Raw genomic sequence first — 11,418 nt, 5'->3', positions numbered from 1 at the left:
GGGCGTGACCGCCGGCTCGGGCGGAGCCGCCGGCGCGGGCGGTCCGACTCCTGGTGCGGTGGACGCCAGCAGCCCGGCGGGCGGGACCGCCGGCTCGGGCGGTCCGAGGTCCTGGGGCGTCGACGGCGGCACGGCGCGGCGGCGCGGCGTGCTGGCCGAGACCGCGGACCTGCTCACCGACCTCGTCGTCGCGGACGCTCGGACCGTCGCGTTCGTACGGTCGCGGCGGGCCGCCGAGACCGTCGCGAGCCTGGCACGGTCGGCGCTGTCCGAGGTGGACGCGTCGCTGCCGGACCGGGTGGCGTCGTACCGGGCCGGCTATCTCGCCTACGAACGCCGATCGTTGGAGGCTGCGCTCGACGACGGGTCGCTGGTGGGGCTCGCCGCGACGACGGCCCTGGAGCTCGGCGTCGACGTCAGCGGGCTGGACGCCGTGCTGATCGCCGGCTGGCCGGGTACCCGGGCGTCGTTGTGGCAGCAGGCGGGGCGGGCGGGCCGCGCGGGCCAGGAGAGCCTCGCCGTCCTGGTCGCCAGCGACAACCCGCTGGATTCGTACCTGGTGCAGCACCCGGAGGCGATCTTCGAGCAGCCGGTCGAGGAGACCGTGCTGGACCCGGACAACCCGTACGTGCTGGCGCCGCACCTGTGCGCCGCCGCGGCCGAGCGTCCGCTGACCGTCGAGGATGCGGCGATCTTCGGCCCGTCGACCGAGGACGTCCTGGCCACGCTCGAGCATCGGCGGCTGCTGCGGCGGCGTGTCAAGGCCGAGACCACCTGGCACTGGACCAAGCGGGAACGCCCGACCGACCTGGCGGACCTGCGCGGTTCCGGCGGCCTCGTCAGCCTCGTCGAGGTGGGCACCGGGCGCGTCCTCGGAACCGTCGACGGCGTCCGGGCCCACTCGACGGCGCACGAGGGCGCCGTCTACGTGCACCAGGGCGACACGTACCTGATCGAGAGCCTGGACCTCGACGACGGCGTCGCGATGGCGCGGGCCGGGGCGCCCGACTACACGACGACGGCGCGCGAGGTCAGCACGTTGCGGGTACTGGAGGAGTCGGCGTCGGAGAAATGGGGCCCGGCGCGACTCACCTTCGGCACCGTCGAGGTCGTGAGCCAGGTGGTCGGGTACCTCAAGCGAGCCCTCCGGTCGGGCGAGGTGCTCGGCGAGGTGCCGCTCGACCTGCCCGAACGGCGGTTGCGGACCCGTTCCGTCTGGTGGACCCTGCCCGACGACGCGGTCGCCGCCGCCGGGGTCTCGATGGCGGACGCGCCGGGCGCGGCGCACGCGGCGGAGCACGCGTCGATCGGGATCATGCCGCTCGTGGCCAGCTGCGACCGTTGGGACATCGGAGGGCTGTCGACGCTGCTGCATCCGGACACCGGCATGCTCACCGTGTTCGTGCACGACGGTCACCCCGGCGGTGCGGGATTCGCGGAGCGCGGATTCCACGCGGCGCGGTCGTGGCTGACGGCGACGCGCGACACGATCGCCGCCTGTCCCTGCCGTGACGGATGCCCGTCGTGCGTACAGTCGCCGAAGTGCGGCAACGGAAACGAACCGCTGGACAAGGCCGGAGCCGTGCGGCTGCTCGACATGCTGCTGTCCGGCACGGACTGAGACAGTCCGGATTCGCACGTCGGCGGTCGCCCCGCTCGCTACGGTGGGACCCGGGGGATCGACGAAAGGTGTCGTGGTGGGTCTGGTCGCAGTTGCACTGATCGTTCTCCTGCTCGCTGTGTTGCTGACCATCGGGGTGCTCACCGGCGCCGGTGAGTCGCTCTCTGTCGACCTCCTCGGTTCCGAGGTCACGACCTCGGGCTCCGGACTGTACGTCGCCGGTCTGGTCACCGGGCTCGCGACGCTGGCGGCCCTCTGGCTGCTGCGGATCGGGCTGCGCAAGGAGTTCAAGCAGCGCAAGCGGATCCGCGACCTCGAACGGCGGGCCGAGCGCGGCGGACGGCCGGACAGTGCTCCGGCGGACGACCAGCCATCCTTCGACGACGGTCGTCACGCCGGCTCCGCCGACGACCGCGCCAAGTCCCGTGACGGCGATCGCCCGGAGCCGGCCGGCGCCGACTCGGGGTCGCCGTCCTCGGACCGCGACAGGTCCTGACGCCTCGGCGACTCCGTCGTTTCTGCAAGATCAACGCCGGCGGGCGACCGCCGACGACCCGGCTCAGCCCCTTCGACGCGGCTCTAAGCTGGCCGCGTGACGTCGGCGCTCGGGTCGATCCCCGCTCCCGGGCTGGTGCTCGGCGGGATCTTCTCGCTGCAGATCGGCGCCGGACTCGCGAAAGGCCTGTTCGACACGCTGCCGCCCACCGCCGTCGTGTTCCTGCGGCTGGCGTTCTCAGCCGTTGCGCTGGTGGCCATGACCCAGCAGGCCGTTCGTGCGGTGCTGCGTCGCGCGACGCGCGGCGACGTGGGACTCGCCGTCACTTTCGGACTCTCGCTGGCCACGATGAACATCGCGATCTACGAGTCCTTCTCGCGCATCCCGCTCGGCATCGCCGTCACGATCGAGTTCATCGGCCCGCTCGGGGTGGCGGTCGCGCTGTCGCGCCGGCGGCTCGACCTGCTCTGGGTGCTGCTGGCCGCCATCGGCGTCGTGCTGCTGGCCCGCGGCGGGCCAGGCGGCATCGATCCGGTGGGCGTCGTGTTCGCTCTGGTGGCGGCCGTCGGCTGGGCGACGTACATCCTGCTCGGCAAACGGCTCGGACAGCGGTTCCCGGGCTCCTCCGGGTTGACGGTCGCCAGTGTCGTGGGCGCGGTCGCGGTGGCGCCGATCGGGCTGTCCACCGGCGGCGCGGACCTCTGGCAAACCGACGTGCTGCTGCTCGCGGCCGGGATCGCTGTGCTGTCATCGGTGATTCCGTACTCCTTCGAACTCGAGGCGTTGCGTCGCATGCCGGCGACGGTGTTCGGGATCTTGATGAGCCTCGAACCGGCGGCGGCCGCGCTGGTCGGGCTCGTCGTGTTGGACGAGGTGCTGCACGTACAGGAGTGGATCGCGGTCGGGCTGGTCGTCACCGCCTGCCTCGGCGCGACCCGGCAGCCACCGAGCCGCGCCGAGACCTGATCCGCCGCCCCTCGCCGCGACCACGCCGCGCCGGTGACGATCACGGCCCGACCCCGAGCCGTCACCGCCGAACTCCTGCGCCGGCTTCCGACGCCGCCGTCACGACGAGCCCCTCCACCACGCGCCCGCGACCTCAGCTCGGACGTGGCGGACCGGCACGGGCACGTCGGTCCTGAGCAGGCAGCCACGGCAGCAGTGACGTCGTCTCCACCCGCACCTGGACCTCGACCTCCATGCCGTCGACGACACAGTCGCGCAGGGCGGCACCGTTGGCTTCGGCGATGCGGCCGGCGTCGGCGCAGGGATCCGCCGAGCCGAGCGCCAGCCGGTTCGCCGCCGCCAACGCGGCGAGGTCCGCCGCCGCGGCCGCCCGGTGACGAGCCGACTGGCCCGCCGCCAGGACGGCCACGGCCTGCGTCGCGACCATGATCACCAGCACCACCGACAGGATGAGCACCGTCCCGGCGCCGCATTCGCGGCCGAGTTCGGCGCCGCGACGTCCGACCGGCATCAGCCGGCCTCGGCCAACGCGACCGAGCGAGCCGACACCGTCGGCGCCGGGAGGGTGTCGCCCAGCGGCCCCGGCATGGTCATCCGCGCGCTCACCCGGACCTGGACGGTCCCGTCGCTCTCGTCGACGACGACCTCGGCACCCTGCGGCGCTGCCTCCGTCGCGACGTCGCGCACCACCGCCAGATCCTCGCCGCGTGCTGCCGCCCTGGCCGCCTCGCGAGCGGCGTCGGTGCACCGCAAGTGCCCAGCGGCGATGGTCACCGCCCAGACGGCCATGAGCAGCACCACCACGAGGGCCGGGAATCCGGCCGCGATCTCGGCCGTCACCATGCCGCGCTGGTCATCACCGGCGGATCTCGGAGTTCGCTGCCGGCCGCCGTCGCCAGGATCGCCCCGCACCGAGGGTCGTCGGCGGGTCATCCGCCGATCACCCCGAACGCCTTCTCGATGACGCTGCTCAGCAGGTTCTGAACCGGCTCGCTCGTGAGCAGCTTGTAGAGAATGCCGCCGAAGCCGCACGCCGCGACCGTCCCGACGGCGTACTCGGCCGTGGTCATGCCGCGCTCGCTGCGCAGACGACCGAGTCGGCTGAGGAACTTGGACATGGTGGACCTCCCTGGAATCCGGCGACCGGCCGGCGCGGAGCCCGCGATATGCAGGGCCTGCGACCAGGTTCGTCGGCCGGGCGAACGGATCCCAGGCCCGAACGCGGATTTGGGGACAACCGGCAGAATCCGATCGGCCTGTGGATGAGCACGTCCTTACCGACACCCGCAAGCCCCGTGATCACCGAGGTCCGTGGGGTCATCGCACCCGCCGACCCCTGATGATCATGGGAATGGCGCGGCCGTCACGCTTCGCGCCCGCGGTGGGTGAAACAAGGGCGAGGCCGCCGGCGAGGCGGCGTCGGTTCAGGTGTAGGACCAGCCGGTCCAGGCGGTGACCTCGATCAGGATGACCGGCCCGCGCGGAGGATCGGCTCGGTACTGGCCGTAGCGAAGGCTCAGCGAGACGAGAGCCGCGTCGCGGCCCTCGCCGTCGTCGAGGACGACCGCCCGGCCGTCGGCGCGGACCCACCAGAGCTGGGTCCAGTCCTCGTCGTAGTGGTCGCACATGACCGCCACCAGCGGGTTCTCGGTGATGTTGCGGAGGCGCCGCAGTGCGAGGGTGGTCTTCGGCTTCTGGTCGACGGCGATCGCGATGCGGTCGCTGCCGGGCGACGACACCAGCGCGTATGTGACGGGAACGACGTGTGGGCGACCGTCGGCGCCGGTGGTCGCCAGGTGCGCGACCCGAGCAGCTGCCATCCGCTGCCTGCACACCTCCGGCGTCAGCCGCACGACGCATCACCGCCCAGGTCGAGGCTACCGGCGCGGAGTCGTCGGAAGAGCGGTCGCGACGCCGCGACGATCGGCACGACACCGACCAGCACGAAACGCCCGCGGGAAGCAGAGACCCACCGGCGCGGAGCCACAGCAGGAGCGGGCCCGACGTCGCGGTGATCGGCACGACACCAGCCAGCACCAAACACCCGTGGGAAGCACCGGCGCGCAATCACAGCAGGAGCGGGCCCGACGTCGCGATGATCGGCACGACACCGACCAGGACGAATGCCGGCAGGAAGCAGAGGCCCAGCGGCGCGGCGGCCCGGGCGCCGAGGGACCGGGCGCGGGCCTCACCGGTCCAGCGGGCGGCGTCGCGGGCGTCGGCGGACACCCGCTCGAGGACCGGCGAAGGCGAGGTTCCTCGTGTCATCGCCGCGGTGAGTGCCCTGGCCAGCGGGCGGACCGCCGGCTCGACGGCTAGATCGGACCACGCCCGGCCCGGTTCGATGCCGACACTGGCGGCCGCGGCGGCGTCGACGAGGGCGCGGCCGAGTGGTCCGCCGATCGCCGCGCCCACCGTCTCTGCCGCGACAGCGGGTGGACAACCGGCCGCGAGTGCCGCGGTCATGAGATCGGCGGCGAGCGGCAGCATCGCGACGACCCGCTCGCGGTCGCGCCTGCGAGACGCCGGCTCGAGCCGGTCCACGCCGTACCAGGCGGCGGCGGTGACCCCGGCACCGACGATAAGCCCTGCGGCACCGCCGAGCACGAGGAACGCGGCCGCGCCGGCGGCCGCCGCGGCGAGTCCTCGGCTGAACCTGGAGACCGCGGCGGGCCCGGACCCGCCTGCCGCGCGGGCATCGGTTCCCACCGGTCCCGGCGAGACGGCCGGGGTTCTGGCCGCGTGGCGTTCTCGGTGGCCCAGGACGGAGCGCAAGCGGGCTCTGCCCGGCGGCGGAGCCGACGCCACGACGGCGGCCAGCACGGCACACACCACGGCCAGCAGCGTCACCGGCCGTCACCTCCCTGTGCCCGGACGTTCCGCAGCCGAGCCCACGTGCGGCGCATTCGCCGACGACGCGACCACCGGCGGCGGGGCGCACATCGCAGCCGGCCCGGCCATGATCGGCCCAGCGACCCAAGCGCCGGGCGATGTGTGCGCCCTCCGCGGGGCAGATCCCCACCACATCACGCGTCCCACGGTGACCTCGTCTGTCGCGACACGCGGTCGACCCAGAACAGGCCGCCGGCGACCAACAGGGCGGCGACGACGAGGCAGGCCAGACCGACCGGCGTGCCGGTGAGGAAGCCGAGCGCGTCGCCGTCGCCGGCCGAGAACAGCAGCAATGTCGCCACCGGCAGGCAGGCCATGAGTCGTGCGGTCGCCCGGACGGAGGCGAACTGGGCGTCGGCCTCGCGCCGCACCGTCGCCTCGGCCCGAACGGAGTCGGCCACCGCGACCAGCACCGAGGACAGCGCGGCACCGGTGCGTTCGGAGACCTCCCAGGCCGCCGCGACCGCTCGGAGCGCGCCGGCTCCCGGCAGCTCCCCGGTCGCCCGCAGTGCTGCCGACGGATCTCCGCCGAGCGCGGCTCGTCCGGCGGCGGGGCCGAACAGGGCGGGCCAATCGACCGCGACGGCGCTGAGTGCGCGGGCGGGCGGGACGCCGGAGGCGAGCTCACCGGCCAGGGCCACGCAGCCCTCGGCGACGTCGGACTCTCGCTGTCGCCGGGCCTGTCGCTCCCGCCGACGGCGCAGCCATGACCGGCCAAGCGGTACGGCGAGCAGCCCGGCCACCAGCCCCACCGGCCCTGCCAGAGCCAGACCACCCGCTCCGGCCGCGACCGCGCCGCCGAGGAGGGCCGTGCGCGGCGACAGCCGTCGCCACGCTCCCCTACGACCGGAGCCGGGCCGGCCGAGCCGCGCCTGGAGCAACGACGGCCGCCCCACCCACACCACCGCCGCCAGCCCACCCAGCACACTCGCCAGCAGCACCGTCACGGCTCCCACCCCCGGCCCGCGAGCCGTTCGGCAAGGATGTCGAAGCCTGGACCGCGGGAGACCGCGCCGTCGCCGTCGACCCGGAACGCCGCCGCCGTCTCCAGACCGCCGGCGGAGGCACGCGTCGCCGCGCCCGCGCCGTCGCCGGCCACCACGTCGACCTGTGCGACCCGTCGACGGCCGCCGTCGTCGCGAACGAGGTGGATGACAGCATCGAGCGCCGCCCGTGCCTGAGCGTGCACGGCCGCCCGGCCCAGCCCAGCGGCCAGGCCGAGCGCCTCCAGCCGCGCCGGCACGTCCGCCGTCGAGTTGGCGTGCAGCGTTCCGCAGCCGCCCTCGTGACCGGTGTTCAGGGCGGCCAGCAGGTCGACCACCTCGGCACCACGCACCTCGCCGACGACGATCCGGTCAGGGCGCATCCGCAGTGCCTGCCGGACGAGCACGTCGAGACCGACGCGACCGGCGCCTTCGACGTTCGCGGCGCGGGCCTCGAGCCTGACGACGTGCGGATGGTCGGGGCGCAGCTCGCCCGCGTCCTCGACGAGCACGATCCGCTCACCCGGATCGCAGACGCCGAGCAGCGCCTCGAGAACGGTCGTCTTGCCGCAGCCGGTCCGGCCGGTGATCAGGAACGCGAGCCGGGCGCGGACCACCGCCGTCAGCCACGGCTCGAGCGCGGCCGGCACCGTCCCAGCCGCGACCAGGTCGGGCAGGCTCAGCGCGCGTCCCGATGGCACCCGCAGTGAGATGACGGTGCCGTCCGGAGCGATGGGTGGCACGACCGCGTGCAGCCGCACACCGCCCGCAAGCCGGGCGTCGACGTAGGGAACGGCGTCGTCCAGGCGCCGGCCCGCCGACGCCGCGAGCCGGACCGCGAGCCGCCGCACCGCCGACTCGTCGCGGAACCGCACCGGCTCGCGCCGCAAGCCGTCGCCGTCGTCGATCCAGACCTCGTCGGGCGCGTTGACCAGCACGTCGGTGACGCCGGGCCGGCGCAGCAGCGGATCGAGCGGGCCGGCGCCGGTGATCTCGGCCCGCAGCGCCTCGGTCACCTCGAGCACCGCGGCGTCGCCGAGCACGGCGCCCTCGGACCGGAGCAGCGCGGCGACCCGCGCCGGTGTCGGGGCTTCGGCGGCCTGCGCCAGGGTGGAGCGGATGCGGTCGAGCAGAGTCTCGTCGAACCTCATCGCTCCTCCGCCCGCTGCGGCGGAACGACTATCGCCGGGACCGGGACGCGTACCCGACCCGTCCCGGCGCCAGTGACCACGGCCGGCGTCATGCGCCGACCGGCCGATGGTCGCGCAGGATCGTCTCGATCAGTCGTCCGCACCCCTGGACCAGCGGCCCCTTGTCGTCGAGTCCGGGCGGCTCGCCGCGGTCGAGATGCACGCCCAGCCGCGGCTCCGGCGCGAGGTGCAGCGCAAACGGCAGACCGAGCGCCATCGCGACATCCGGCCCGCTCAGGCCCGAGGACGACGGTCCGCGCGTCACCACGCGCACGTCGGCCGCGAGCATGGTGAGGCCCGCCGCGACCCGGGTGGCCGCCGCGACCGCCCGGACCTCGGCCGGCACGACGAGCAGCACGGACGCGCACAGCCCGATGGCCGACTCGGCGGCTGGGTCGGGCCAGCGCGGCAGATCGAGAACCACCAGGTCGCAGGCCCGCCGGGCCGCCGCGAGGACGACGTCGGCGGCGTCGGGCGCGAGCGTCAGGAGGTCGCCGCGGTCCCAGGACAGGACGGCGAGTCCGTGCCGGCCGGGAAGCTCCGACCGCAGCGCCCGTGCCCCGAGCCGGCCCTTGCTGTCGGCGAGGTCGGGCCAGCGCAGGCCGGTCACACCCTCGGCGCCGAGGACGAGGTCGAGTCCACCGCCGAGGGGGTCGAGGTCGGCCAGGATGACCGCCATCCCCTGCCGGCTCGCCGTCACCGCGAGGCCCGTGGCCAGCACCGACGCGCCGGCGCCGCCGCGACCGCCCATGACGCCGAGCACGAGCGCCTCGCCGTCGCCGCCTTCCGCCGCGTCGGCGAACCGGCCCGTCAACCACGATTCGTCGTCGGGGAGGAACAGCACCTGTTCCGCCCCGAGCGCGACGCCGCGGCGCCAGACGCGGGCACCGTCGTCGCTGTCGCCGATCAGCAGAACGCCGGGGCGACGCGGCAGCGACAACGCCGCCAGGGTGTCGGCCTCGTCGTCGCCGACGACGACCAGCGGCACCTGTGACCAGCGCGAACGCGCCGACTCGGGCCGGCCGACGACCTCCAGTTCGACGGACGCCGCGGCGGCGAGGCGCAGGAGGTCGTCGAGCAGGACCTCGTTACGGGTGATGACGAGCGGCCGCGGCGGCGGCACGACGTCGACAGGGCCGGCCGGCCGGTGACGGGAGCGGGCGACGATGCGGGACACGGGGACCTCCGGGGATGGGGCGGAACTCCCTTCCACCCTTGCCTCCGCGAGCCGTTCGCCGGTCGGCCGATGCGCGAAATGTGGACAACTCCGCGAATTCGTCGGGCCTGTGGACGGGCTTCGCGACGACGCGCGGGCGCGGCCAACGCTTCCGCGGCCCGGGGCGCTGTCAGGGGACGACGCGGGTCTGGGGCGCAGCAGGTCGTTCGCCATGGGTTCGGTGTGGGGTTGGTCCTGTGGACAGCGTTGATCATCAAGGATCGCGACTTCGAGGGCGCGCACTCCCGCTCGACCAGGAATGCGTGCCCGGCGGAGCGGGCGAACGCCTGGTGGGGCCGCCCCGCAACACGGCCGGATCCGGCCACGTGGACACCGGCGAACGATTCACCGGATGACAGCTGACCGTGAGCGAACCCCGATCACGACAGGTCCACCCTGCCGGCCACCACGCCATCACCGGCAATGTCGTCACCCGGGGACCGGCCATCTCACCCGCCGGACGGCCGCATGCCGCCCTTCGCATTCCCCGTCACGGTCCTCACGCGGGTGAGGTGTCGCCCGAGCGAGTGCGGACGACCCCGCCAAACAGACAATCCCCACCGGCACCTGGGCACCACGCCGCCACCGTCCGCCCGGCCGGCGAACGGGCGCGGATCGCCCTTCGTGAAGAGATCCGAGAACCGGGTCGGCAGCCGCGCGCCAGCGTGTTGGCCGACGTCGAGATTGCCGACGCTGCGGCCTTNCGCGGTCGGCAGGTGATGCCGTCGCGGCCTGGATGGGTGAGGGATCCGCGTCGTCCTGGCTACCCGGATCCCTCACCCATCAGCGGCCTGCAGCTCGTCGTCATCGGTACCGGCGGTCGACGGCGACAAGATCGGTGCGCTCGGCCTGGCTGGCACCACACGGCTGGGTTCGTCGGCACGGTGAGGGGGCCACGGCCGCGCGCGTGGCCGTCGGCACGATGCCGGCTCCATCGCGAACGCCAGCGACCTTCCCACCGGCACGACCAACGTCGGCTCACAGCCAGCGGCCATCCCGCGACGACCGCTGAGCGGTGAAACCGGTGCCACAAAAGACACGGCCCCTGCCGGGTGGGAGGCAGGAGCCGTGCGGACCCGGCCAGGGGGGCGGGCCGGGTCAAAAGGCGGCGGGGGGGTGCCGCCAGAACGCATCGTCCCCAACGACGGCAGGGGCCAAACACACGTGACAACTTTTTAATCGAGGCCGCCACGGAGCCGCCTGCGCGGCGGCCCGGCGCGGAGATCGATATCCTCGTTACTCGTGGACAATGACGACCGCCCTGCGACCGCGGCGTTCTTCGACCTTGACAAGACGATCATCGCCAAGTCGAGCACGCTGGCCTTCTCCAAGAGCTTCTACCAGGGCGGTCTGATCAACCGTCGAGCTGTGCTGCGCAGTGCGTACGCCCAGTTCGTCTACCTCGTGGGCGGCGCCGACCACGACCAGATGGAGCGCATGCGCGAGTACCTGTCGGGCCTGGTGACGGGCTGGGACGTGCAGGTGGTCAAGGACATCGTGGCCGAGACGCTGCACACGATCGTCGACCCGATCGTGTACGACGAGGCGGTCACGCTGATCGAGGAACATCACCTGGCCGGCCGCGAGGTGGTCGTGGTGTCGTCGAGCGGCGCGGAGGTCGTCGAGCCGATCGGCGAGCTGCTGGGGGCCGACCGCGTCATCGCGACCCGCATGGTCGTCGGCGACGACGGGAGGTACACCGGCGAGATCGACTTCTACGCCTACGGCGACAACAAGGCCGAGGCGATCCGCGAGCTGGCCAAGGACCAGGGCTACGACCTCAGCCGCAGCTACGCCTACACCGACTCCGCGACCGACCTGCCGATGCTCGAGGCGGTCGGCCACGCGTACGCCGTCAACCCCGACCGCGCGCTGCGCCGCGCCGCCGCCGACCACGGCTGGCCGGTGCTGGTCTTCTCGAAGCCGGTCGCGCTGCGCCAGCGGGCGTCGATCCGCGACGCGCCGAAGCCGGCCATCGCGGCGGCGGCGATCAGCGCGGGGGCGGCGGCCGCCGGGCTGGCCTGGTACGCCGTCCGGCGGCGCCGCTCCTGAGA

12 protein-coding genes are annotated in these 11,418 nt (G+C 73.8%); 4 read left to right on the top strand and 8 right to left on the bottom strand.

Going from position 1 to position 11,418, the window contains the following annotated elements:
* From DY240_RS09880 to DY240_RS09870, 3 genes are all read left to right on the top strand, one after another.
* On the top strand, positions 1-1,621 hold a 1,621-nt coding region (locus DY240_RS09880; RefSeq protein ID WP_119659754.1), incomplete at its 5' end, for a Zn-binding domain-containing protein.
* 118 nt (positions 1,622-1,739) lie between these two features.
* Positions 1,740-2,117: a hypothetical protein gene (locus DY240_RS09875; protein ID WP_119659752.1), complete on the top strand. Its 378-nt coding sequence runs from the start codon at positions 1,740-1,742 to the stop codon at positions 2,115-2,117.
* 96 nt (positions 2,118-2,213) lie between these two features.
* On the top strand, positions 2,214-3,083 hold the full coding sequence (locus DY240_RS09870) for an EamA family transporter (RefSeq protein WP_119659751.1): 870 nt from the start codon (positions 2,214-2,216) through the stop codon (positions 3,081-3,083).
* A 133-nt stretch (positions 3,084-3,216) separates the two neighbouring features.
* On the opposite strand, the gene DY240_RS09865 is transcribed toward DY240_RS09870, so the two are convergent.
* From DY240_RS09865 to ssd, 8 genes are all read right to left on the bottom strand, one after another.
* A complete protein-coding gene (locus DY240_RS09865; RefSeq protein ID WP_119659750.1) occupies positions 3,217-3,594 on the bottom strand; it encodes an Rv3654c family TadE-like protein in 378 nt (125 codons plus the stop codon).
* Positions 3,594-3,926, bottom strand: coding sequence for a TadE family type IV pilus minor pilin (locus tag DY240_RS09860; protein WP_119659749.1), 333 nt, complete (start codon positions 3,924-3,926; stop codon positions 3,594-3,596). Before DY240_RS09860 ends, DY240_RS09865 begins: the two co-directional genes overlap by 1 nt.
* An 86-nt stretch (positions 3,927-4,012) precedes the next feature.
* Positions 4,013-4,201 (bottom strand): DUF4244 domain-containing protein, encoded by a 189-nt coding sequence (locus tag DY240_RS09855; RefSeq protein WP_119659748.1) that lies wholly within the window; start codon positions 4,199-4,201, stop codon positions 4,013-4,015.
* Positions 4,202-4,507: 306 nt separating this feature from the next.
* Complete coding sequence (locus DY240_RS09850) at positions 4,508-4,918, bottom strand: TIGR03668 family PPOX class F420-dependent oxidoreductase (protein ID WP_267901654.1); 411 nt, start codon at positions 4,916-4,918, stop codon at positions 4,508-4,510.
* Positions 4,919-5,150: 232 nt separating this feature from the next.
* The gene (locus tag DY240_RS09845) at positions 5,151-5,933 is read right to left on the bottom strand and encodes a type II secretion system F family protein (RefSeq protein ID WP_119659746.1); all 783 of its coding nucleotides are present in this window, start codon (positions 5,931-5,933) and stop codon (positions 5,151-5,153) included.
* Positions 5,934-6,109: 176 nt separating this feature from the next.
* Positions 6,110-6,922, bottom strand: coding sequence for a type II secretion system F family protein (locus DY240_RS09840; RefSeq protein WP_158602799.1), 813 nt, complete (start codon positions 6,920-6,922; stop codon positions 6,110-6,112).
* Complete coding sequence (locus DY240_RS09835; protein ID WP_119659744.1) at positions 6,919-8,109, bottom strand: TadA family conjugal transfer-associated ATPase; 1,191 nt, start codon at positions 8,107-8,109, stop codon at positions 6,919-6,921. Before DY240_RS09835 ends, DY240_RS09840 begins: the two co-directional genes overlap by 4 nt.
* An 88-nt stretch (positions 8,110-8,197) precedes the next feature.
* Complete coding sequence (gene ssd / locus DY240_RS09830) at positions 8,198-9,325, bottom strand: septum site-determining protein Ssd (RefSeq protein WP_199701202.1); 1,128 nt, start codon at positions 9,323-9,325, stop codon at positions 8,198-8,200.
* Between the two features lie 1,281 nt (positions 9,326-10,606).
* Here ssd and DY240_RS09825 point away from each other — a divergent pair.
* Positions 10,607-11,416, top strand: a complete 810-nt coding sequence (locus tag DY240_RS09825) for an HAD family hydrolase (RefSeq protein WP_199701200.1) — start codon at positions 10,607-10,609, stop codon at positions 11,414-11,416.
* The last annotated feature ends 2 nt before the right edge of the window (positions 11,417-11,418 follow it).

Source organism: Jiangella rhizosphaerae (genome assembly GCF_003579925.1).
Classification (GTDB): Bacteria; Actinomycetota; Actinomycetes; order Jiangellales; family Jiangellaceae; genus Jiangella; species Jiangella rhizosphaerae.
Note: the sequence above shows the minus strand (reverse complement) of the source record. Positions and strands in the feature narration are given on the sequence as shown.